The 23,041-nt window shown below is 67.7% G+C and carries 26 protein-coding genes; 21 read left to right on the top strand and 5 right to left on the bottom strand.

The window, feature by feature from the left end; translation table 11 throughout:
- Positions 1 to 251 precede the first annotated feature (251 nt).
- The 8 genes from G447_RS0100565 (at position 252) to G447_RS0100600 (ending at position 7,100) form a co-directional block, all read left to right on the top strand.
- Entirely contained in the window at positions 252 to 1,118 is an 867-nt protein-coding gene (locus G447_RS0100565) for a MerR family transcriptional regulator (RefSeq protein ID WP_034475880.1), read from the top strand.
- Positions 1,111 to 2,025, top strand: coding sequence for an ABC transporter ATP-binding protein (locus G447_RS0100570; RefSeq protein WP_026429645.1), 915 nt, complete (start codon positions 1,111 to 1,113; stop codon positions 2,023 to 2,025). Before G447_RS0100565 ends, G447_RS0100570 begins: the two co-directional genes overlap by 8 nt.
- Positions 2,022 to 3,623, top strand: a complete 1,602-nt coding sequence (locus G447_RS0100575) for an ABC transporter permease (RefSeq protein WP_026429646.1) — start codon at positions 2,022 to 2,024, stop codon at positions 3,621 to 3,623. The genes G447_RS0100570 and G447_RS0100575 overlap by 4 nt, the downstream gene beginning before the upstream one ends.
- Positions 3,624 to 4,139: 516 nt before the next feature.
- Positions 4,140 to 4,589, top strand: coding sequence for a GH-E family nuclease (locus G447_RS11830; RefSeq protein ID WP_165577574.1), 450 nt, complete (start codon positions 4,140 to 4,142; stop codon positions 4,587 to 4,589).
- A complete protein-coding gene (locus G447_RS0100585; RefSeq protein WP_026429648.1) occupies positions 4,590 to 5,168 on the top strand; it encodes a hypothetical protein in 579 nt (192 codons plus the stop codon).
- 86 nt (positions 5,169 to 5,254) lie between these two features.
- Positions 5,255 to 5,665, top strand: a complete 411-nt coding sequence (locus G447_RS0100590) for an immunity protein Imm33 domain-containing protein (RefSeq protein ID WP_100215303.1) — start codon at positions 5,255 to 5,257, stop codon at positions 5,663 to 5,665.
- A 298-nt stretch (positions 5,666 to 5,963) separates the two neighbouring features.
- Positions 5,964 to 6,494 (top strand): DUF6301 family protein, encoded by a 531-nt coding sequence (locus tag G447_RS0100595; RefSeq protein WP_131295629.1) that lies wholly within the window; start codon positions 5,964 to 5,966, stop codon positions 6,492 to 6,494.
- A gap of 66 nt (positions 6,495 to 6,560) precedes the next feature.
- Positions 6,561 to 7,100 carry a DUF6301 family protein gene (locus G447_RS0100600; RefSeq protein WP_026429650.1) on the top strand — a complete coding sequence of 180 codons (540 nt, stop codon included), beginning with the start codon at positions 6,561 to 6,563 and terminating at the stop codon, positions 7,098 to 7,100.
- 55 nt (positions 7,101 to 7,155) lie between these two features.
- Here G447_RS0100600 and G447_RS0100605 read toward each other — a convergent pair whose 3' ends face one another.
- The 5 genes from G447_RS0100605 to G447_RS0100625 form a co-directional block, all read right to left on the bottom strand.
- Entirely contained in the window at positions 7,156 to 7,674 is a 519-nt protein-coding gene (locus G447_RS0100605) for a DUF6301 family protein (RefSeq protein ID WP_131295631.1), read from the bottom strand.
- 134 nt (positions 7,675 to 7,808) lie between these two features.
- Complete coding sequence (locus tag G447_RS0100610) at positions 7,809 to 8,333, bottom strand: DUF6301 family protein (RefSeq protein ID WP_026429652.1); 525 nt, start codon at positions 8,331 to 8,333, stop codon at positions 7,809 to 7,811.
- A gap of 44 nt (positions 8,334 to 8,377) precedes the next feature.
- A complete protein-coding gene (locus G447_RS0100615) occupies positions 8,378 to 10,105 on the bottom strand; it encodes a prevent-host-death protein (RefSeq protein WP_081491408.1) in 1,728 nt (575 codons plus the stop codon).
- Positions 10,102 to 10,419 carry a type VII secretion target gene (locus tag G447_RS12835; protein ID WP_424141086.1) on the bottom strand — a complete coding sequence of 106 codons (318 nt, stop codon included), beginning with the start codon at positions 10,417 to 10,419 and terminating at the stop codon, positions 10,102 to 10,104. Before G447_RS12835 ends, G447_RS0100615 begins: the two co-directional genes overlap by 4 nt.
- Positions 10,420 to 10,438: 19 nt before the next feature.
- Positions 10,439 to 10,831, bottom strand: coding sequence for a hypothetical protein (locus G447_RS0100625; protein WP_026429654.1), 393 nt, complete (start codon positions 10,829 to 10,831; stop codon positions 10,439 to 10,441).
- A 150-nt stretch (positions 10,832 to 10,981) separates the two neighbouring features.
- Between G447_RS0100625 and G447_RS12505 the strand changes: the two genes are divergently transcribed.
- The 13 genes from G447_RS12505 (at position 10,982) to G447_RS0100685 (ending at position 22,973) form a co-directional block, all read left to right on the top strand.
- Positions 10,982 to 11,410 carry an AbrB/MazE/SpoVT family DNA-binding domain-containing protein gene (locus tag G447_RS12505; RefSeq protein WP_081697815.1) on the top strand — a complete coding sequence of 143 codons (429 nt, stop codon included), beginning with the start codon at positions 10,982 to 10,984 and terminating at the stop codon, positions 11,408 to 11,410.
- A gap of 43 nt (positions 11,411 to 11,453) precedes the next feature.
- Positions 11,454 to 12,377, top strand: a complete 924-nt coding sequence (locus tag G447_RS0100635; protein WP_026429655.1) for an ABC transporter ATP-binding protein — start codon at positions 11,454 to 11,456, stop codon at positions 12,375 to 12,377.
- Positions 12,378 to 12,380: 3 nt separating this feature from the next.
- Positions 12,381 to 13,130 (top strand): ABC transporter permease, encoded by a 750-nt coding sequence (locus G447_RS0100640; RefSeq protein WP_005871800.1) that lies wholly within the window; start codon positions 12,381 to 12,383, stop codon positions 13,128 to 13,130.
- Between the two features lie 237 nt (positions 13,131 to 13,367).
- On the top strand, positions 13,368 to 13,916 hold the full coding sequence (locus G447_RS10765; RefSeq protein ID WP_051226165.1) for a hypothetical protein: 549 nt from the start codon (positions 13,368 to 13,370) through the stop codon (positions 13,914 to 13,916).
- A 30-nt stretch (positions 13,917 to 13,946) separates the two neighbouring features.
- A complete protein-coding gene (locus G447_RS10770; RefSeq protein WP_243442265.1) occupies positions 13,947 to 15,212 on the top strand; it encodes a family 4 glycosyl hydrolase in 1,266 nt (421 codons plus the stop codon).
- Positions 15,166 to 15,333, top strand: coding sequence for a hypothetical protein (locus G447_RS12510; protein ID WP_243442266.1), 168 nt, complete (start codon positions 15,166 to 15,168; stop codon positions 15,331 to 15,333). Before G447_RS10770 ends, G447_RS12510 begins: the two co-directional genes overlap by 47 nt.
- A 149-nt stretch (positions 15,334 to 15,482) precedes the next feature.
- Positions 15,483 to 15,968, top strand: coding sequence for a hypothetical protein (locus G447_RS0100655; RefSeq protein ID WP_026429657.1), 486 nt, complete (start codon positions 15,483 to 15,485; stop codon positions 15,966 to 15,968).
- Between the two features lie 178 nt (positions 15,969 to 16,146).
- Positions 16,147 to 17,700 (top strand): hypothetical protein, encoded by a 1,554-nt coding sequence (locus G447_RS12345; RefSeq protein WP_165577576.1) that lies wholly within the window; start codon positions 16,147 to 16,149, stop codon positions 17,698 to 17,700.
- A 63-nt stretch (positions 17,701 to 17,763) separates the two neighbouring features.
- Positions 17,764 to 18,939, top strand: coding sequence for a pyridoxal-5-phosphate-dependent enzyme (locus G447_RS0100665; protein ID WP_243442267.1), 1,176 nt, complete (start codon positions 17,764 to 17,766; stop codon positions 18,937 to 18,939).
- Between the two features lie 263 nt (positions 18,940 to 19,202).
- Positions 19,203 to 19,892 (top strand): hypothetical protein, encoded by a 690-nt coding sequence (locus tag G447_RS0100670; protein WP_243442268.1) that lies wholly within the window; start codon positions 19,203 to 19,205, stop codon positions 19,890 to 19,892.
- Entirely contained in the window at positions 19,892 to 20,665 is a 774-nt protein-coding gene (locus G447_RS0100675; protein WP_026429661.1) for a hypothetical protein, read from the top strand. The genes G447_RS0100670 and G447_RS0100675 overlap by 1 nt, the downstream gene beginning before the upstream one ends.
- A 43-nt stretch (positions 20,666 to 20,708) precedes the next feature.
- Positions 20,709 to 21,482, top strand: a complete 774-nt coding sequence (locus G447_RS0100680) for a hypothetical protein (RefSeq protein WP_026429662.1) — start codon at positions 20,709 to 20,711, stop codon at positions 21,480 to 21,482.
- A 93-nt stretch (positions 21,483 to 21,575) separates the two neighbouring features.
- Complete coding sequence (locus G447_RS0100685) at positions 21,576 to 22,973, top strand: hypothetical protein (protein WP_005870857.1); 1,398 nt, start codon at positions 21,576 to 21,578, stop codon at positions 22,971 to 22,973.
- Positions 22,974 to 23,041 lie beyond the last annotated feature (68 nt).

Here is a 23,041-nt window from a genome sequence, read left to right on the forward strand (position 1 = left end):
GCCGTTCCATGAGGCGTTATGGGAGCGTTATGACGGTCCAGAGCGGTCTGGGCAGCAGGCTCGTGTGCCGTCCCCTCCCCCTGCACCAGTCCTGTGCCCGTGCGGCAGCGCGCGGAGGCCCGTTCCCCAGCACCGCCATTCCGGCGGAGGGCAACGCGGGCCCGCACCCGGCCGGCACTGACTCCGGCGCTGCCCCACCTGCCCACGTTCGCGTTGACAGCGACGCAAGGTAACAGTGTTCGATGGTGCCTATGAGAGTCAAAGTGATGGCCGACCTGGCGGGGACCACGACGCGGACGGTGCGCTACTACCACCGCCTGGGGCTGCTGCCTGTGCCCCCGGTCGTCGCGGGGCGCCGCGACTACGGGATCGAGCACCTGGCGCGCCTGCTGCGCATACGGTGGCTGGCCGAGTCCGGGATCCCCCTGGCGAAGATCGCCCCGATACTGCCCGACGAGCCCGCCCAGGGGCGCAGCGCCATCGAGGCGGACCTGCTCGCCACGCGGGCGCAGATCGAGGCGCGCATCGAGGTCCTGCACCACCAGCGGTCCCGCATCGACGAGCTCGTGGCCAGGGTGCGCTCCGGCGAGGCGCTCTCGCCCCTGCCCATCGTTCTCGAGCGCTTCTACGATCACATCGAGGGCCTCGTCGAGGACCCGGCCACGCTGTCCATCATCCACACGGACCGGCGCATGGTCCTGGCGCTGGCGATCTCGGGCCTCATCCCGGCCTCGCTGGGCCCTTACATCGAGGGGCTCAGCGACCAGGACCACCGCGCGGTGGCCCGTATGATCACCGCGTTCGCCAGACTCGACCGCAGCCGCTATCCCGGCGCCTACGGCGGCGCGGAGAGGGAGCGCGTCATCAAAGACCTCACGGAGAGCGCGTGGGCCGTCCTCGAGCGCAACAGGGCCACCGCCCTCGCGATGCTGCGCGACCTGCCCAGTGGCGGGCCCGGGCACCTGTTGTGGAAGCGGGTGGCCCGGCTGTCCAAGATCGGCTACCCCGAGCCCGACCAGAGGCGCGTCATCGACGACCTGATGCACCTCTTGCGGGCGGACCCGGAGTTCGGGCCCGTGCTCGAAGAAAGAACAGGAAAGGACTGGAACATTGTCTGATCTCATCGAGGCCGAGGGCCTCATCAAGAGTTTCGGGAGGGCCAAGGCCCTGGACGGCCTCGACCTGGGGGTCGGGAAGGGCCAGATCCACGGCTTCCTGGGCCCCAACGGCGCGGGGAAGTCCACGACGATCCGCGTGCTGCTGGGCATGTACCGCACCGACGGCGGCCGCGCCCGCGTCCTGGGGATGGACCCCGCCCGCGAAGCCTCCGCCATCAACCGCCGCCTCGCCTACGTGCCCGGCTCGGTGAGCCTGTGGCCCAGCCTCACGGGCGGGCAGGTGCTCGACACCCTGGCGGGCCTGCGCGGCTCGCGGGACCGCGCCCGCGAGGAGGAGCTCACCGAGCGCTTCGACCTGGACCCGACCAAGCGGGTGCGCGCCTACTCCAAGGGCAACGCGCAGAAGGTGGCGCTCGTGGCCGCCCTGTCCGCGCCCGTGGACCTGCTCATCCTCGACGAGCCGACCTCGGGCCTGGACCCCCTCATGGAGCGCGTCTTCACGGATGTGGTCCGCGAGGCCGCGGTCGGGGGCGCCACCGTCCTGCTGTCCAGCCACATCCTGGCGGAGGTCCAGGACCTGTGCTCGCACGTGACGATCATCAAGGACGGGCGCACCGTGGAGAGCGGCGACTTGTCGCATCTGCGCTCCCTGGCTGAGACCGCTATCCGAATCGGCGTCGGCGAGGCGGACGCGCGGCGCCCCCGCCTCGTCGAGGCCCTGGCCGGGCTCGGCGCCCCCGTCCGTCCCACCGGGACCCGCGTGGAGACCCGCGTCCCCTCCTCCCTGGTTCCTGCGGTCCTGGGCGTGGTCGCGGATCTGGGCGCGGACGATGTCCAGGTGGAGCCCGCCAGCCTGGAGGACTTGTTCATGAGCCACTACTCGGGGGACCAGGGGGCGCAGTCATGAGCGCGTTCACGGGAGTCCGGCCCTGCCTGGGACTGGCGACGCGCCGCTACAGGTGGCAGGCGCTCGCGTGGATGGTGCCGCTGTGGCTGTTCCTCCTGGCCAATCCGATCGCCTTGCAGCGCACCTACCCCTCCTTCGAGGAGCGCACCGCGATCCTGTCCCAGATGCGCGACGCGCCGGGCGTGCGCCTGCTCTTCGGACCCCTCCCCGCCACCGGCGGCGTGGGGGAGTTCGCCAGTTGGGAGGACGGCGGGTTCCTGCTGTGGTTCGTGGCGATCATGGCGATCATGCTCACGACCGCCCTGGCCCGGCGCGACGAGCAGGACGGGCACGTCGAGGTCGTCCTCGGGGCGGGCGCTGGCCGCTGGGCGCCCTTCGCCTCGGCGACCGCGTGGGCGCTGGGCGCCATGGCGCTCACGGGCGCGGGCCTGGCGGCCTCACTGATCGGCGTGAACACCGCCGTGGGCGAGACTCCCCTGAGGGGAGCCCTGGTGTTCGGCGGGGTGGCCATTGCCCAGGGGTGGGCTTTCGCGGGCGTCGCCCTGGTGGCCTCACAGCTGGTGCAGGACGCCTCGGCTGCGCGGGGCCTGTGTTTCACGGTCTTCGGGGCGGCCTTCGCCGTCCGCGTCCTGGCCGACGAGACGGGGGCCGCGTGGCTGCGGTGGCTCAGCCCCCTGGCCTGGCGGGACGTCGCCGAGCCCTTCGGGGCGGAGCGCGTGTGGGCGTTCGCCGTCTTCGCACTCGTGGTCGCCGCTCTGGTGGCGCTGGCGGCGCTGTTCCACTCCCGCCGGGAGCTGCTGGGGGCGGTGCTGGCCGACCGCTCCGTGTCCACCAGGCGGTGGCGCGTGCGCGGCCCCCTGGGCCTGACCGCGCGCCTGGGAGTTCGGCGCCTGGCGGCCTGGGCCTTCGCCCTGGCGCTCACGGCGGCGCTCTTCGGCGCAATGTCGGGCGGGCTGTCCGACCTGATCGCCAACAACCCATCGAGCGCCGCCTACATCGACAAGATGGCCCCCGAGATGCGGCCCGTCGTCCAGTACACCACGTTGCTCACGGTCGTGATGGTGGCTCTCGTGGCCACTGCGGTCGTCCAGCGGGTGCTCGGCCTGGCCGCGTCGGAGGAGAGGGGGCTGTCCGAGGCGGTGCTGGCCTGCGGCGTCCCGCGCACGCGCGCGCTCATGGCAGCCGTGGCCGACGCCATCGGCGCCGGGGTGGTCCTGCTCCTCGTGTCCGGGGCAGCACTGGCGGCCTCCACGGCCACCCAGGTGGGCGAGGACCACGCTCCCGCCCGCGCGTTGGTCTCCACGCTGACCCAGCTGCCGGGGGTCGTGGCGGCGGCGGGAATCGCCGCGTTGCTGGTGGGCGCTGCGCCCCGGTGGCGGTCCCTGGCGTGGGCACTCATCGCGTGGAGTTCTTTCGCGCGCTTCTTCGGGGGCCTCATCGACATGCCGAAGTGGGCTCAGGACCTGGGCGTCCTGGGGCACGTGGTCGACCCGTGGGGGACGACGCACTGGGTGCCGCTGGCGGTCCAACTGGTGGTGGGACTCACCTGCTGCGGCGCCGGGCTGGCCGTCTACCGGAGGAGGGACATCCCGGCCTGAGCCGCCCCTGCCCGGAGGGCCCGGGGGCATTGGGACCGGGCGCCGGGTCGGCTTCGAGCGGGTCGACCGGGTCCGGGCCCCGCCCCGCAGGGTGGGAGCCCGGCGGGCGGGGCGTACAGAGCTCCCGCCCGCGCATTCCCGTCGGCGCTCGAGCAGCGCCAACGGCCTGGGCCACGAACGCTGCGCGACCCGGATGAACGCCAGCGCCCGGATCAGAAGTCGCAGCCGAGGGGATGCCGTTCTCCTCGTCCTCGAGCCACAAGCACCGACCGTAATCGAGTCTTCGCAAGCATCACGGTTGCGACACACAACGCATTCTCTATTGGATGTTGGTGCATGGGGGGATCTTGACCGTATGGATGGTTTTGATGAGGTGATCGCCCGTGTGGAGGGTAAGGACTCAAAGGAGGCGCGAAGAACTTCAAGGAGACCGTCAAGGGCCTCGGAAAGAAGGTTCCGAAGGAGGCTTCCAGGGAGAAGGGGTACGTTCCAACGAAGTTCTGGAAGAAGATGCGCTTGAAACTGGATCCGAGGAAGTACGCGACCTATATCGACAGGGAAGGGCGTTTGGTCGTCGATCCGAAGGATCCCCGTCCGTATCTGAAGATGGATAAGAACAGGAAGCCCATTTCGCGTCCGAGTTATCGAAAGGAAACCAAGGGCCATCCGGGGACGGTCGAGGAGGCGTGGCGCCGTGCGCAGAGGAAGTCTCCCGATGGCATCGTGCGCGATCCTGTGACAAAGACCCCGATCGAGTGGGAGATCGGGCAGCCCCGGAATAAAGTGTGGGATATGGGGCACAAGCCAGATCAGCAGTACCGTACTGTTCATCAGCAGTATATTGAGCAGGATATGACGCCGGAAGAGTTCCGGGAGTGGTTCCAGGATCCCAAGAACTACAGGCCGGAGTTGTACTCGTCGAACAGGGCTCGCATGGGTGAGAACACGGATCCGGAGGAGGAGTGAGTGATGGGTTTGGAGATCGTTGCCCGGACGGGGAGTTATGCGGATTTCCTCAGGGCGTACCGGAAGCGGGCCAGGGTGTTCCGCAGGCGCGCCGCGCGCAAGCTGTACGGCGGCAAGTCGTTGGTGATGTGGGCTCTGGGGAACAACAGCATGGAGGACCGCTATGCGATGGTGGACTTCCTGTTGGAGCAGGGCGCGGTGCCCGGCCCTCCCAACCCGTACGGCGACGGCCCGCTCCACGTTCTGTTCAGCAGGGTGGACTGGGACAGTGCGAGCGACGCGCGGATCGCGGAGCGGCTCATCGAGATGGGGGCCGATATCAACTTGCGCAACGACAAGGGCATGGTCCCCTTGAAGGAGTTGCTGCTGCGGAAGGGGACCAGGGCCCAGATGGCCCCGCTCTACCGGCCCTTCCTGCTGGCGCCCGACCTGGATGTCACGACACCGGACAGAGGGGGCCACGACCTGGTGGAGGCCGCGCGCCTCCTCCGAGGGGGATTCGCCCTCGAATGGCTGACGCGCTACCGCGACACGGGCCCCTTCGACTGCACGGCCGACCAGGCCAGCGCAGATCAGTGAGGGCCGGAGCGGGTCACTAGAGGGTCCCTGTAGAATGGCTGACGGGGCACAAGGACACGGATCCCTTCGACTGCATGGGAGGATGAATGCCGCAACTACGGATACCCGGAGCGTTGAACTGCTTGGCGTCCAAGCAGTTCCTGAATGAGGACGCGCCGCTCGGCTGGCTGGTGCGCGTCGAACCCGAGGCCCCCGAGGACTCGGGATGGCGCCTGTACTCCCGCGCCGACACCCCGGAGTACATCGAGGGTGACGGGAACTTCGCGATCGTCCCCTATAACGATGCCGGCGAGATCGAGCCGATGATCCTTCCCGTCTACTTCATGCCGGTGGGCACTGAGCTCCGTTTGTTCTATGACGAGCAGAACGACAGGCTCCGCTGGTTCGACGAGAATAGCAATCAGGACGGCAAACTGGATGAGGTGCGCTTCGACGACGTCTTCTGGGCGCAGTTCAACCAGGACTACGCCGCGTGGGTCGACAAGCTGCAGGAATAGGTGGAGTCGTATTGCGATCCCGCTGACGCGGTGCGGTCCCGGTGCGGCGCCAAGCGCGCGCGGGGGCTCACGGCGGCGGAGTCCGCGGCTCGGATAGCCGCTCCTCCCCTGGGACCAGGTTCGACAGCCGCGCCCGCACTCCGAACACCGGATCGTGCTCACTATTGAAGTAGGCGACGTCCTCGTCGGGGGATGGATCCGAGGTGAACACCCTCAGGATCAGAACCCGAGGAACGGAAACCGAGAATGGATATCCCTGATGATAGAACTCGGTCACTAGCGAAGGGAGATGCGGCTGGTGGGTAACGACTTCACGTTCCGCGTGGTGGGGGAGCGGCGCTTCGCCGAGGTCGTCGACGCGTGGGTCGGCCACACGTGGCCGATGCCGGTTGAGGAGGCGGTCGCACTGTGCATGGGCTTCGGTTGGGAGCAGTCGCCCCAGAATCCCCGGGTGTTCACGTCCGATGCCATTCCTGACGAGGCGTCGTCGTTCTTCACCCATGTGCGTGGGTTCGTGAACATGTTCAAGATGCCGGTCACCGATATCGCCGACGAGGGCTCGTGGGACCGGGCCGCCGTTGAGGCCCGTGCGGTCTTCGAGCGCTTCGCGGGCCTGCTCGGTGACCACTACGGCGTTGCGCCCGCCCTGGAGGTGGAGGACGATGGAGGAAGCCGCAGCGCCGAGTTCTTCTTGCCCAACGGCGTCTACTTGAACCTGGGGGCGAACCAGGGGTCGGTGTCGCTGGTCCTCTACTCGCCGGACGAGGCGCGCTTCCTGCGCGAGGAGCGAGAGAGGCAGTCGCTCGGGATGCCCGCGGTCGACTCGTGACACACGCGAACCCTAGGGAACGCGTGGTGGGTTCGCGCGGATGGCTTGGCAGCAGGAGAGCATGACATGAGGAGGGGCGACGCGTCCGTGGAGTTCGAGGCGGTTCCCACTGAGCGGGCTGTTGAGATCATGCGGGCGTGGGCGCTGCACCGGTGGCCGATGACGGTGGACGAGGGGGTCGGGGTGTACACGGGCCTGGGTTTCACTCCGCGTCCGGGGGATCGGACATTCTTCACGTCGGACATGTCGCCCCGGGAGGCTGACTCGTTCCTCGTCGTTGAGGGGGATCTTGTGGGGGAGGTGTCGTTGCGGTTGTCGAACTGGGTGCCCGAGGAGGACTGGGAGCGCTCCCTGCCCAAGTCGCGCGCGGCTTTCGATGAGTGCGTGCGGGCGTACACGGAGGTGCTCGGCGAGCCGTTCTCCTTCGAGGACGAGGGGACGGACTTCTCACGCCGGTGGATCCTCGACACCAAAGTGATGGTCGAGCTCGCGGGGAACGAGGCGTTCGTGGAGCTGTCTGTGGACTCACCCGAGGGCACGGGGGACTTCCTGCGGGAGCTCGAGATGGAAGAGCGCGGCGAGCCCATCGACCAGGACTACTTCTAGCCGTGCGCCGACAGGGGCGCCACCGGAAGGCGCGGCCAGGATAGCCGCGGCCGGGCTAGAAGTAATCGAAATCGAGCGGGGTGCCGTTCTCCTCGTCCTCCAGCTCGGAAAGGTGGCACTCCGCCTCTTCCGGTGATTCGACCGAAGCGGTGATCAGAGCCTGGTTTCCGTTCAGCCCGACCCCTGCCCCATTGTCAAGGAACCACTGAGCCTTGAAAGACGACTCCGTGCTCTCCCTGGAGTAGGGGGCACCGAACACCTGGGAGAACGCGGCGACGTAAGACTCGAAGACCTCCCTGGAACGCGGCAACGACGCCGCCCATCCCTCCTCGGGGACCAGGTTCGTCAACTGCACCCGCACTCCGAACACCGAACCGTTCTCACTGTTGAAGTAGGAGACGTCCTCGTCGGGGGACAGATCCGAAGTGAACGCCTCACGGTCAGAACCCGCGCAACGGAAACCGAGATCGGTGTAGACCCGCACCCCCTCCTTGACGCGCATCGGCCATGTGTGCAGCGCCCACGCCCGCATGATCTCAACAGCTCTCTCAACAGGAACGGCTTGGAACTCCACAGGCACACCACTCCCCTCCACTAGGTCGTTGACTGATCGCTGCAACCCTCGCCAAGCCGCATCCACCCGTACTTTTCTCTGTGGTGTCCAGGCCGGACCCACCGGAAGGCGCGGCCAGGATAGCCGCGGCCGGGCTAGAAGTAATCGAAATCGAGCGGGATGCCGTTCTCCTCGTCCTCCAGCTCGGAAAGGTGATAACCCGCGTACTCCGGTGATTCGACCGAAGCGGTGACTAGCGCTTGATCCCCACCGACTTCCACACCCGCCCCATTGTCAAGGAACCACTGTGCGCTGAAATCCGACTTCGTGCTCTCCCTGGAGTAGGGGGCGCCGAACACCTGGGAGAACGCGGCGACGTAAGACTCGAAGACCTCCCTGGAACGCGGCAACGACGCCGCCCACCCCTCCTCGGGGACCACGTTCGACAACTGCAGCCACACATTCGAAATGACACCATGATCGCTGGTGAAGTAGGAGACGTCCTCGTCGGGGGACAGATCCGAAGTGAACATCTCAGGATCAGAACCCGCGCAACGGAAACCGAGATCGGTGTAGACCCGCACCCCCTCCTTGACACGCATCGGCCACGTGTGCAGCGCCCACGCCCGCACGATCTCAACAGCCCGCTCAGTGGAAACCGCCTGAAGCTCATGACTCATCTCAACCTCCATAGGGTCATTCTTCTGATACTACAGCACTGTTCTCACAATTGCGCGTCGATATGGTCTATGGTCCTCTGCTCGAGCGTGAACGGCGTTGATTTATAGGTCGTACTACCCAACCCACTGGTGTTAGTGACAGAAACCACATTATTGAGTTGTACATCCCCATTCTTGATCCGGCGCCAGAACTCCGGATTGTCCCTCATCAATTGGAGGAACTCCTTGTCTTGGCGGGCGATGTGATTGAGGTACTCGGGTGTACCCTGTCTCAGTTTCACCTTCTGCCCGTTGGGCAGGATGTCCGTGGCCTGTCCCATATGTGGGCTCCTGCCCTCTTTTACCCCTTTCGATTCAATGAAGTCCAAATTCTTCAAACGCTCATCCACAGCAAGCACATCGAAGCGCCTATTGCCAGCACCCGAGCCCCCGACCCCCGGAATCACATGGCGCGGCGGATGAAAATTGTTCGCCGCATACTCCGCCCCCAACTGCCCGAGATCCTCACTTGCCCGCTTTTCCATAACGCGCGCTTTGGACAGCCGGTTCGCCTCCCACTGCACCATCTTCCTTTCAAATATAGACTTTCCTTTTTTACGCATTTTCCTAAGAGTCTTATTGCAATTACTTGCGCTTACATCAGAGGTGCTCAGCCCGCGCTTCTCGATCTTCTCGATGTACTTCTTCTTCCTCGCGTTCGCCTTCTTCCCCTTTTCGATGAGTTTCTTTGCCCGCTTCTCCGCCTTCTCCGCAGTCCACATGCGCTTCCTGCTCTTCACAAGCTCCTTGAGATCGGTCCCCTTTTTGCCCTTCAGAAACTTCTTACCAAGGTCTTTGAGTCCTTTGAGTCCTTGTTTGCCTTTCTTGAGGAGGGATTTGAGTAGTTCGAGCAGGCCTTTGAGGGAGGTGAGTTGCTTGAACAGGGATTTGGCGGATTTGAGCAGGCCGGTGATCTTGGCGCCCATCTCGGCGGCTTTGGCCCCGACCTTGATCTGGACTTGGGCGATGATGGCGGGGATCGCAAAGCCCACAGTGACCACCGCCTCGATGATCGCCGAGGCGAGGGTCCCGATGATGTTGGCGATCGCGTCGCGCACGAGGTCGTGGACGACCTTGACGACCGTCGCGAGCACGCCCAGCGCCCCGCTCATCGCCGCCGCGGCCTTGCCCGCGGTGCGCAGGCTCTTGGACACGTCCCCGTTGGCCGCCAAGTACCCCATGGCCGCGGCCCCGCGGGCGTCGGCCATCAGCCCCTTGGCGTCCATCTCCAAGTCCTCGGCCAGGCCGCCCATCGCCTCAGCGACGTTCCCCCACGTCTGGGCATTGGCCTTCACCTGGTCCGCGTCCCCGGCCAACTGCTCCAACCAGCCCTTCATCGGGTTGAAGTGCTCGATCAGCCAGCCCGCGCCCCACGCGATCAAAGTCCCCAGCGGATCGACCACCGCGCCCAGCACATCGGCGCCCATCGCCAACGTGGACATCCCCACGTCCAGCCAGGACCCCTCCTTCAACCCGGTCGCGATCCCCTCGATATCGTCCAGCACGCCCGACCCCGCCAACGGCGTCGTCGAATCCTCCTTGGACGCCACGAACGGATTCCCACCACCGGAGAAGCCGCTGGACGAACCCGACCCGCCACGGGGCGCAGACGGCAGCGGATCCCCATCCGCAGGCCGGGGCATCGTGTCCAGCCCCCCGCGCCCCGAACCCGACCGCGACTGGTCCCGGGAACCGCCGTCGCGCACCTCCAGCCGCTCATCCGACGCACTCACAACTGCCCTCCGATCCGCTCGAACTCATCCGCAACCTCCTGCTCGCACTGCTCCATGACCCGCGCCGACTCCTCCAACCTGCGCGCGATGTCCGCCGCCGCCTCACCACCAGCGCGCAAACACCCGTGCGCCGCGACCTCGACAACCGCGAACACCGGGGCCACCAAGGGCCCCACCAACATCCCCAGCGCCCCCGACAAGGAACTCGCCTGACCCACCGCACTGATCGCCGCCTGGACACCATCGCCCACCCGACGCGCGTCCTCAGCCGCCGCCCGGAACCGGTCCGACTCGAAACTCACATCCCAATCCACAACCAATCACTCCCCCGCCTCAGCGCCAACCACGGAAACCACCACGGGCCCCGTACCCACTGACATCATCATCGTCATCGTCGGTGCCGTACTCCTGGGCCAACTGCGAGGCCACCTCCGAGTCCTCCCCGTAAGCGCGCCCCGCCGCACCGGCCAAGCTCCGCCCCGCAGCCGCCCGCGCCGCCTCCAGCGCCTCGACCACAGCCCCACCTAGCTCCGGGGCCTCCTCGATCTCAAGGCTGACCACGTTGCCAGAAGCGTCGACCTCCACCCTCACCCGCTCATCACGATCAACACCCACACCACGCACGTCCGCCAACGAATCCAAGAAACCCTGCGCCCGCTCAGCCAACTCCTGCGCACCGGCGACCTCGCCCTCCACACGGGCGATCACCTCATCAAAACCATCCATGCGGTAACAATACCCCCCACACACCAACATCCAACAAAGAATGTTTTATAAGTCACAAAACGAACGGCTGCAAAGCCCACACCCTAAGCGCATAATTCATATATACATGGTTTACATGTCATATCGGATTCAGCAAAGGAGGCTGACACCATGACACCACGAAACCCCGCACACCTCGGCCCCGGCGGGCGCGGATTCTTCGGAACTGTCACAGTGGGCACGCGGGGGCAGATCTCCATCCCCGCCCAAGCGCGCAAATCCCTCGGCCTGGAGCCCGGCGACCAGCTGGTCGTCCTCACCGACCCCGCCCAGGGCCTGGCCCTGGTCCCCCTGTCACTACTCCTCGCCCAGCACGCCGACACCAACCCCCTCGCAGCCCTCGTCCGCGACACCATGGCGGACGGCAAAGCCTCCCCGCCCCCACTCGCCCCCGAGGCGGACGACGGGGCACCCGGCGCCGACGAACCGGGCAGCGCGGCAGACACACCGACAGAAGCGAGCGACGCCGCACCCACCCCGGGATCGGACACCACGCCCCCAACGGGCACCGGACCCGCCGACCCAGCCCCCGCCTCGTGAACCCAACATCCGCACCCACCCCACCGCACCACCAGGAGTAGAAATGACCAGCCCAGCCATCCGCGCAGCGGATGTCACCAAGCACTACGGCAGCCTCACCGCCGTGGACGGCGTGTCACTGGAGGTCTCCCAAGGCGAAATCTTCGGGATCATCGGCCCCAACGGCGCGGGCAAGACGACCTTCATGGAATGCCTTGAGGGCCTGCGCCAGCCCACCAGCGGCGATATCGACGTACTCGGGGAGGACCCCTCCCACCCGACCAAACGGTGGCGCGAGCGCATCGGCGTCCAACTGCAGACCGCCGCCCTGCCGCCCAAGATCACAGTCGACGAGGCACTGGCCATCTTCGCGTCCATGTACTCCGACCCCGCCGACCCCTCCGCCCTGCTCCACGAGCTCGGCATCGCCTCCAAAGGCCGCTCCTACGTGGACAAGCTCTCCGGCGGCCAGCGCCAGAGGGTCTTCATCGCGCTCGCCCTGCTGGGCAAGCCCGAACTGGTCTTCCTCGACGAGCTCACCACCGCGCTCGACCCCCAGGCGCGCCTGGCCATGTGGGATGTGGTGCGCTCCATCCGCCAGGGCGGCGCCACAGTGGTCATGACCACCCATTACATGGAGGAGGCCGAGGCCCTGTGCGACCGCGTCGCCGTCATCGACCACGGGCGGCTCATCGCGCTCGACACGGTCCCGGGCCTCATCGGCTCCCTCGGGAAGGGGACCAAGGTCCAGCTGCGCACCTCCCGCACGATCCAGCCCGGCGCGCTCGACGGCGTCGAGGGCATCAGCGATGTGGCAGTCGCCGGCACAGCGGTGTCGATGCTGTGGGCTGGCTCGGGGATCCCCCAGGCCGCCGTCTCCGCCATCGAGGCCACCGGCGCCACCGTGTCCAACATCCGCACCAGCTCCCCCGGCCTGGAGGACGTGTTCCTCGCCCTCACCGGCCGCGATATGCGTCAGGAGGCATGAGCCATGCGCACCTTCGTCCAACTGTGCCGCGTCACCGCGATGCGCGCCCTCCGCGAACCCGTCACCGTCATCTTCGCGGTCCTCTTCGCCCCCGCGTTCATCGCGTGCATGGGCCTCATCTTCGGCAACAACCCGGCACCCGAGTTCGGCGGCAAGGGGTTCCTCGAAGCGAACTTCACCGCCTTCCCGGGTATCGTAATCGCGATCACAGCGCTCATCATCGTCCCCGTGGACCTGGTGGCCCAGCGCGGCGCGGGCGTGCTGCGGCGGTTCCGCGCCACCCCGCTCAACCCCGCGCTCTACCTGGCAGCCGATGTCGTCTCCCGGATGGTCCTGGGCCTGGTGTCCTTCACGGCCATGTACGCCATCGCGGCCCTCGGCTTCGGGGTGCGCCCCGCGTCGGCCGGGGCCTTCGTGTCCGCCCTGGTGGCGACGATGCTGGGGCTGGCCGCGTTCCTGGCGCCGGGCTACCTGATCGCCGGGCGATTCCGCAACGTGGGCGCCGCGCAGGGGCTGGGGAACATCCTCATGTACCCGCTGATCTTCACCTCCGGTGCGGCGGTGCCCCTGGCGATACTGCCCCCCGGGGTGCTCTCCGTCGCGAAGTACTCGCCAATGACGCAGCTCACCTACCTCACCCAGGGCCTATGGGCGGGCGAAGGATGGGGGCAGCACTGGGCAGCCGCAGTGGTGCTGGTCGTCTTCGGCGCCGTCTGCGCCACTGCCGCGGCGCGCTTCTTCCGCTGGGAGTGAGGCCCCGAGCCCGGCAACCGCATCGGAGAACAGGATCCCCTCGGCTGGGAGCGAACCCCCTGGGTGTGCTCCCAGCCGAGGGGATCCGGGCTGCTGCGGCCCCAGAGCCAGATTGGCATGTCAACGCCCCGAGTCACCGTCCCGGGCCTGGGACCCGGGACGGTGGCGCCCGGCCGGCAACCGCGCGGGCGTCCGCGTCTTGAACCGGCGGCCACCACCCCCCCTAGCATGTGGGGCATGAGTTCTCGGACCGGGGGCCACCCCGCGACCGGGCGCCCGCCCCAGCGCTGGGCGCGCGCCGCCTGCTGGACGGCCTTCGCCTCAGCAATGCTGCCCGTGGTGTGGAGGGTCGCACTGTTCTCCGGCGCCGATGTCGGATTCGCCCAAGCCGACCTATTCAAGTCCACCGTGGCCGGCACCGCCTACATCCTCAGCCTCGAGGTCGTCCAGGTGACCGCCGGCGTCCTGTGCCTCGGCCTCATCCACCCCTGGGGCGAGCGCGTCCCCCGCTGGGTGCCCCGCCTCGGCGGACGCGAGATCCCCCGGCTCCTCCCCCTCGTGGTCGGCGGGACCGGCAACGCCGTGCTCTACCTCATCAACGGCACCCTGGCGATCAGATTCGGCGCCATCTGGCTGGGCCTGGCCGACGGATGGACCCCCGCAGAGGGCATGAACCACTGGCAGGTGGCCGTCCTGGTCGCAGCCTACGCCCCGATGATCCTCCTGTGGGCACCCGCCCTCACCGTCGGCCTCGTCGGCTACGGGCACAGGCGCGACCCGCATTAGGATTGGAAGCCCACCACCGATCGGAGCCCTATGAAACTCGCCATCGTAGGCGGGGGCGGATTCCGCGTCCCCCAGATCATCGAGGTCCTCGCGCGCGCCCGCGCCGGCGCCGGCCCCCACGCCCAGTTGGTCGTCGACCACGTCGCCCTCCACGACACCGCCCCCTCCCGCCTGCGCGCGATGACAGCGGTCCTCACCGCCCTGGACTACCCCTGCTCCCCCCCGGTCACCTCCCACACGGACCTCGACGGGGCGCTGGCGGGCGCGGACTTCGTGTTCTCGGCGATGCGGGTCGGCGGCACGTGCGGACGCGTCCTCGACGAGCGCTGCGCCCTGGAAGAGGGGCTGCTCGGCCAGGAGACCGTCGGCGTCGGCGGATACGCCTACGCGCTGCGCACCCTCGGGCCCGCGCTGGACCTCGCCCGCGCCGTCCGCCGCGCGGCGCCCGGGGCGTGGGTCATCAACTTCACGAACCCCGCCGGAATCATCACGCAGGCGATGCGCTCGGTCCTGGGGCGCCGGGTCGTCGGCATCTGCGACACCCCCATCTCCCTGGTGCGCCGCACCTGCGCCGCGCTGGGACTGGACCCCTGCGCCGCCGAGCGCAGCGGCACGGGCACCGACTTCGACTACGTGGGCCTCAACCACCTCGGTTGGCTGCGCTCCCTGAGAGTCGACGGGATGGATCTGCTGCCCGGCCTGCTGGCCGACGACGCCCGCCTCGACGCCCTCGAGGAGGCGCGGACCATCGGCGCCGACTGGCTGCGGGCCATCGGCGCGGTGCCCAACGAGTACCTCTTCTACTACTACTGCCAACGGGAGGCGCTGGCGGGGGTGGCCCGCTCGCGCACCCGCGGGGAGTTCCTCGACGCCCAGCAGGGGGAGTTCTACGAGGCGGTGGCCGCCGACCCCGCCCGGGCGGGCGCGCTGTGGGAGGCCGCCCACGCCCGCCGGGAGGCGACGTACATGGCGGAGGCGCGCAGTGAGGACGACCGCGACGGGCGCCGCGAGGAGGACATCGCGGGCGGCGGCTACCAGCGCGTCGCCCTGGACCTCATGACCGCACTGTCCACCGGGGAGCCCGCGCGCATGGTCCTCGACGTCGGCAACGCGGACTCGGGCAGCGCGGCCATCGCGTCCCTGGCCGACGAGGCGGTCGTCGAGGTCCCCTGCGATGTCGACGGGGACGGCATCCACCCGCGCCCCGTCGCCCCCCCTCACCGGGGCGCCGCTGGGACTCGTGCAATCAGTGAAGGCCTGCGAGGACCTGGTCATCGAGGCCGTGCGGCGCCGTGACGAGTCCCTGGCCTGGCGGGCGCTGGCGCAGCACCCCCTGGTCGACTCCGTGCGGGCGGCGCGCCGCGTCCTCGACTCCTACATCGCGCGCAACCCCCTGGTGGCCGCCGTCTTCGACTGACCCGGCACGCCCGGAACCCCCTGGTCCTGTCCGACGAGGCCGTTCCCGCCGAAGACTGACCCGGCGCGCCCGGGGCGCCCCCCTGCAAGGCGGGCCCGCGCACGGGAGCGGGCCTTCCAACCGCCACGCGGCGGGACTAGAGTGGGGCCATGGCACTATTCGCACGGACAACGACCCTATCCGCGAACTTCCCCGGCACCTACGAGCAGGTGTACCTGGCCGCCTTCGCCGCCGTTTACGCACTGGGGTACACACCCGACATGGCGGACCCCAATATGCGCGTGATCTGCTACTCCACGCCAACCACCGCTTTCACCTGGGGCGTGAACGTCACCATTGGCCTCGTCCCCCAGCAGGGCCAGGTCGTCGTCGAGGTCACGGCGCAGTCGCAGTGGCCCATGCCCACCCTGGGGCAGGAGGGGCGCAACAAGAAGATCATCAACGCCGCGTTCGAGCAGATCAACGCGGCCCTGGCCCAGGGCGCCCCCCAGCCCGGGCAGCAGCCCCAGGCGGGCGCTGATGGCGCGCAGCCCTACGGCGGAGCCACTTTCCAGCCCGGGCAGCAGCCGAACGCCGGGAGCGCGCAACCCCACAGCGGGGCCGCGCCCCGCCCCGGGCAGCAACCGGGCGCGTAGGGCTCCGGTCCTGCCGGGGCCTGGTTCTGGGGGCCTGTGCTCCCGTCGCTGGCCTTCTTTCGGCCTGGTGGTGTTGTGCGTCTCTTTCTTTTGGGTGTGGGTGGGGTTAGTGTGGGGGAGCGCCTTCGTCTGGTTGAGGAGGGGTTGGCGGGCCTTGGTGCGTCCGGTTGATTGGTCTGTGGTGGGGTTCGATTCGGATCCGGTTCCTGGGGATCCTGTGGTGGTGCGCGCGGGCGGGAACGACTACGTGGGGGTCGCCGACGCGATCCGGAGGTGCGCGGATTCCCTGCGGGCTTTGGACGCGGGGGGTTCGCGGGGGTCTGAGGCGGTGGAGGCATTGTTGGAGACCCGTGATGACATTTTGTCGAAGGTGGAGGTCGCCGAGGGGCGCTACCGTTCGGCGGGCAATGCGCTGGTGGAGTACGCGGGGGCGTTGGAGCGGGCGCAGACGGATTCGTTGAACGCGCTGGCGGCGGCGAAGTCGGCCCAGCAGGACGTGGACGAGGCGGTGGCCCGCGCCGGAAGGATGCGCGAGAGCGCGGGCGAGTACCCCGAGCAGGGGGACGGGGCTGATGACCGGGCGCGCTACGAGCGGGCCGCCACTACTGCGGACGGTGACGCGGAGGCGGCGCGGGGGCGGGTGCGGGCCCAGCGGCAGGTGGTCCTGGGCGCCATGGGCGAGCGCGACGCGGCGGCGGTCAAGGCGCAGAACGCCATCGACGGGGCCGGTGATGACGGTTTGGGGGACTCGTGGTGGGACGACTGGGGGGCCAAGATCGCCTCGTGGGTGGCTGCGGTCTGCGACATGATCAGTGCGATCACGGGGCTGTTGGGGTTGTTGGTGTGCTGGATCCCGGTGATCGGGCAGGCCCTGGCGGGCGTGCTGTTCGCGATCTCGGCGATCAGCGGGATCGTCGCGGCCATCGCGCACGTCGCGCTGGCTGTCGGCGGGGAGGAGTCGTGGATGGAGGCGCTCATCTCGGTGGCCTTCGCCGCCCTGGGCTGCCTGGGCCTGGGCGCCATGAAGGGCGTGGGGACGTTCATGTGCAAGGCAATGGCGAGCCGGGTCGCGCAACAGGTCGGCCGCACCACGGCCAAACACATGGCGAATCTCGCGGGGATGGCTAAGGGGGCCATGGGGACTCTCGCGGGGATGCGGAGGCTCCGCACGCTCCGTTTCGCCGGGCGCATCGGGATGCGGACCCTGCTGCGCCCCGGGGCGTGGGCGCGCATCAAAGCGGCCAACAACGCGAACAACGCCGTGGGCCGCTTAGGCGAGGAAATACTCCTCATCAACTCCACAGCGCCGAAGGCCACGTTCCGGATGGTGCAAACATCTGGGAAGAAAATCGGGGAGGTTATTGGCCGGAAACCGGATGTGTTCCTCGATTCGCCATTCGGGAAGGTGTTCGGCGACGTGAAGTGGATGGAAGACATTCCGGGTAATCCGCAGCTCGGCGACTTCACGAAACTCGTGAGCGCGGGAAGCCGTGATGCGACGCTGCACATTTTCCGTCCCGAGTACTACACCCAATCAACTACCGGCCTCGAGAACCTCGTCGCGAGTATCAATGAGAAGTTCGCGACGCACGCTCGCGAAACGGGAATAGACTTGCTGAAGCAGGTGTGCATCGAGTACCACTCCTTGGAGTACGCGGTCGGTGCGCGGGCTGTTGCTCCCGTTGTGGCCGGGTCGGGGGTGGGGCACGGCGCGCAGGGGTTCGGTCCGTAGGGGCTGGCCTGCGGGTGTGTGTTCGTTGTTTCGTAGTTCGTCAAGGAAGTGGGGGGCTGGGGCGTGTCCTGGGTCATGGAGTACAACATCATTGCTGGTGGGCCGGTTGGTATTGAGGATGTGGAGGCCGCGTTCGGCCGGTGGGGGAGGGTGCGCCCGTTGGACGGGGGCGCGGTGGATGTGGTGATCGGGGATTGCTGGTTCGTCATCGCCCCGGAGGCGTCGTTGTCGATCAATCCCGCTTTCGTCAGGTGGGTGGCCCACGCACGCGATTTTGGTGGCTCGGCCCACGTTCACAGTGCGGAGGTCGACAAGTCCTATTTGGAGTCGGAGGGGGAGGAGACGGAGGCCAGCCGCCAGGTGGAGGCGGGCTTCGCCCGGCTCGCCGAACGCGTGGGCGGGGTGTACGCCCCCTTCTTCCAGGGGAACGCGATCGACTACACCGACCCCGTCGGCGGCTACTACTCCTTCGCGTCCGGGCCGATCACCCGTAAACGCGAGCCGGGCTCTCCCGCCCTCCACTTGTCGTGGTACGGGCGCCCGGACCCGCAGGCGGCGCCGCTGGAGCAGTGGGCGGCGGCGCTGGAGCGGCACCTGCCCCAGTGCTGTCCCCTGCGGCGCCCCGCTGTGGAGTCGATCATGAGGGGCGGTCCGCTTTACCTGCGTTATGGGCCGCCGTGGGGGGATGTGCAGCTGCGACGGCCCGCGGCGGGGAGCGGACGCCCGGGCCTGTACACGCTGTCGTGCACGGTCCCCCTGGACGCTTTCGCTTCCGGCCTCGCGGTGGTGTGCTTGGACGAGTTGCGCGAGTTCGTGGCGCTGGCGGCCGAGGACCTGGGGGCCGAGGTCGCCACGTGCGAGCTGCTCTACGGGTACGACTGCGGGTCGGGGGTCGCGCGTCCGACCCGCAAGGCCAGTGCGAAGCGGGTGGTCGTGGTGGACGAGGCGGGCCGCCTCCTGGGGCTGCCCGCGATCCCGGCGTGGTTGGTGTGGCTGGGCCCCGCCTACGCCGGCCTCCTGGCCGAATGGATCGAAGCGAAGGCGAAGAACGGCGCATCGTGCCTGATCAGGTACCCCGGCTTCCACGGAGTCCTCGTGGACCTCGAAGGAAGCGCGGAGCGCTACGACAAACCCAGCCACAACGGCTGGTGGTTCCCCGAGGAGTACCTGCCCCGCAAGCGCCGCTTCAGCAAAGCATGGGAACCCGCCCCCCGCATACCCCACTGGGACGGAGGATAACGGGCACCCGCTGAGACGCCGAGGCCCAACAGACCGCAGGAGCGCATCCAGTACATGATCGACCAGATAGTGGCAGGAGGAGTCTGATGGGCTTGTTCTCGCGGAATAAGGGGCATGGGCTCACGAAGTTGGAGAAGTTGAACACCCACACGTGTGGGCACGGGCCTTTGCGTTTCGTGGAGGGGGCCCCGCCTGCGGGGGCTCCTTTGCCGGAGGAGTGGCGGGCCCTGCCCGCTTTGTCGCCTGCTGAGCGGGTGGGGGTGATGGCGGACCGGATGGACCACTACGTGGGGGATGTGCTGCCCAAGACTGTGGACTTCATCAGGCGGTGCGGGCGGGACGCCGAACTGGCCATGTGGGAGGACGGTGAGCGCTACCTGGTGGTCTACACCTTCACTGACCCCGAGGGCGGGACGTCCTACTACTGCGCGGGAAACCCCTACCAGCCCACATGGCCGGGCGAGGACGAGCCCAAGAGGACTTGGCCCTCGTACGTGTCGGTGTACGACTTCAACGTCCATGCGGTGTGGGACCGGGTCCCGGCCAAGTTGCGGTCCTTCTACGAGAACGTCCACGACGGATTCCTCTACTCCACAGGCGGAGACCTACAGCTCTACGAACTCGTGGATGTCAACGAGTTCCGCAGCGGGGACTTCCCCAACTTCGACATGCTCGACAACGACGCCCTGTGCGACCGGGCCAAGGGCTGCTACGTCTTCTACCACCACACTTCGGGCTCCCTGCTCACTGTGGACCTGGTCGGCAAGTGCCCTGGGCGCGTCGATTACTGGAGCACCGGAGGGGACTTCAAGTTCGACATCGACTTGTGGCAAATGCTCGACGCCCAGCTCGGGGATGACCTGGACCCGATCGACTACCCGCTGATCCACCAAAGGCGGCAACCGCCGACGACCAACGAAGTCGATGAGGTCGACGACGAAGGGGGCCGCTGATGGCCATTCTGCCGTGGCGCAGGAGGCACCAGTTGGCCGAACAGGCGAAACTGGACGAGCTCAACCGCCTCATGTCCTACGGGGGGACGGTGGGCTTCGCGGAGGGTCCGCCCTACCCCGTCTTCATACCTTCACTCTGGGAGAGCATCGCCCGCAGAACCTCCGCAATCGGCGGAAGGAGCGTTTCAGGCATGATGCGGTACACCGAGGGCAACAATTTTCCCCGGACCGTCGGCCTTCTGGAGCGCTGCGGGCACGACGCTCAAATCGTGAAGTGGGGGGAGCGGTATGTCGTGGTGTATACGCTGGTCAACTCGACCGGGGAGACCGTCTACTATTTCGGGGGCAATCCCATGCGCCCGTCGTGGCCCCTGAGCAGTGAGGTGGGGTATGGGCGCAATGTGCGGGCCGTGTGGTCCCGCGCCCTGGATGTGTGGCCCTTCTACCGCAACTTCCAGGACGGTTTCGTCTCGTGCGCCCAGCCGTTCACCGGCGTCTACCAGGTGGGGGACGTCAACGAGTTCTCCACCGGGGAGTACGCGGACCTTGGACTGGACGACGAAGACCTGCGGGCGCGGGCCAGGGGCTGCTACCCGTTCTACCGCAGCCCCGGCGGAGATATCGTCACCTTGGACATCACCGGCCAGTGCCCTGGACGTGCCGACCTATGGCACCCCCGGGCGGACCCAGAATTCGACATCGACTTCTGGGACACCATCGACACCCTCCTCACCACCACCATCGACCCCCACCACAACACCCAGGACGACTGATGATCACACACCACCCCCGCGCCCGCGGAAGAGGAGACCGCTGATGGCTATTCTGCCCTGGCGCAGGAGGCGCCAGTTGGCCGAGCAGGCGAAACTGGACGAACTCAACCGCCTCATGTCAGACCAAGGCGCGGTGATCCTCCTAGAGGATTCTATCCGCTCCCTCCCCGTCCGTTCCCCCTGGGGAACTGCCCACCTCGGCGCCTCCGAAGTAAGCGGGAAAGTCATAGTCTACACATTGCGGTACACCATGGGCGCGACATTGCCCAAGACCATCGACCTCCTGGAGCGCTGCGGGCACGACGCGCAAATCGCGAAGTGGGGGGAACGGTACGTCTTCATCTACACACTCATTAACTCCACGGGCCAGACCCTCTACTACTACGGCGGCGACGCCATGTACCCCTCATGGCCGCGCAAGCGCGACGCCGGGTACGAGTGCAACATCCACTCAGTGTGGGACCTGGTCCTGGACATCTGGCCCTTGTACAGCCATTTCCACGACGGATTCCTCTCGTGCGCGCAGCCGTCCACCGGCATCTACCAGGTGAGGGACATCAACGAGTTCTCCACCGGGCAGTTCACCAGTCTGGGCATCGACGACGAGGGGCTGCACGAACGCGCCAAAGGCTGCTACCCCTTCTACCGCAGCCCCACCGGAGACATCGTCACCCTCGACATCACCGGCCAGTGCCCCGGACGCGCCGACCTATGGCACCCCCGGGCGGACCCAGAACTCGACATCGACTTCTGGGACACCATCGACACCCTCCTCACCACCACCATCGACCCCCACCACAACACCCAGGACGACTGATGACCACACACCACCCCCCGCGCCCGCTCCCTTCCCGTGGCCCGTGCCGTCATGAAGGGTTCCAGCCCCGAATCTGACCGTTAGGATGGGATTATGAGCGGAACCGACCACGACTCCCCCGTCCATCAGATCCTCCTGCCCGACCTCCCCGTCGATATCGGGCCGTTCGTCGGCAGGATCGCGGTCGATACCACCACCGCTGGAGCCGGGGAGGCCGGGCGCGCCTCAGTTGCTGAAGGGCGCATCGAGGTGGATGCCAACCTGGTCTTCTCCCTGGCGGCCAGCGAGGACCAGGCGGGTCTGGGATCGCAGGTGGGGGACTACCGCATCCTGCCCGTGGCCCCACTGCAATCCCTCGGCTCGCGGATCCTGGAGGGGGCGCACGAGGATCCCGCCGACGCCCTCGAAGCGCTAGCGGAGGAGCCCGTCGCACTGCCTGTCGCATTCGACGACGACGGCGTACTGCGCTTGATCGCCTGGCGCGCCGACGAGGACACGAAAGCGGAACTCAGCATCTACTCGAGCGCTGCGGCCGTCCTCAACGACTTCGCGGCAACGGGTCCGCTCTTCATCTTCCGGCACGGCGCCAGCCTGGTCGATTACGTGGGGCGCAGAACGGACCTGATCTCCTCTGTCGCCGTCGATCCAGTCCCAGGGGGCGCCGACCGGGTCGTCTTCCCCTCGGAGCTCTTCGCACTCATCCGCTCCGACGCCGAGGCAGCCACCGAGAAAGAGCTGGGCGGCCCCGCCCAAGACGGTGCCCCCGCCCGGACCAGCACCCCCGAGCAGGGCAGCGGACCCGTCCAAGACGGCGCCTCCGGTCAGGACGGCGGACCCCTGCCGGCTCCCACGGGCTTCACACTCAACCTGTCCGGGGACTGGGCGCGCATCGACCTCGCCGCTGACAACGCCGAACGCGAACGCTGGATCCGCCGCCTCGTCAAAGACCGGACGCGCCAGCTCTCCGACGCGGGAGCCCTGCTGCGCCAGGAGATGCGCGCATGGCTGGATGATGCCTCGTCGCAGGCCAAGGCCAACGGCGGACTGGAGTTCGCCTTCTCCACGGCCCGTATCCGCTCCGTGACGCTGGCACTGTCCGTCGTCACCTACTGGCGGAAGATCATGACGAACAACCCGGGTGGCGCTTTCGCCACGATGCGCGCCCACATGGAGGAGTCCTGCGCCCCCGACGACGAGCTCACCGTCGTGGACTCCGGCGGAGACCGCGTGCTGCGTGCGATCCGCAACCGTTTCGGGGCACCCGAGCTGGGCGGCTCCGACGTCCCCATGTTGTTCCTCGACTACTGGATCGAAGTGCCCGGTGACCCCCTCGCCCTGGCGCACATCGCGTTCTCGACCCCCCACGTCGCCATTCGCGAAACCGTCACCGCGCTGTGCGACGCCATCGCGCTGCAGGGGACCTGGACCTTCCCGGGGGAGCTCGGCCCGGGTCGCGGGGAATCGGCTGAGGCGGGCCCCAACGACGAGTGAGCCCCACCGGGCAGGAGGGGCCATCGGTCTTCGCTCCGGGCGCCAGTGCCCGCGCGTTGGGCGTGCGG

Source organism: Schaalia georgiae DSM 6843, from assembly GCF_000429245.1.
In the GTDB taxonomy this organism is placed as follows: Bacteria; Actinomycetota; Actinomycetes; order Actinomycetales; family Actinomycetaceae; genus Pauljensenia; species Pauljensenia georgiae.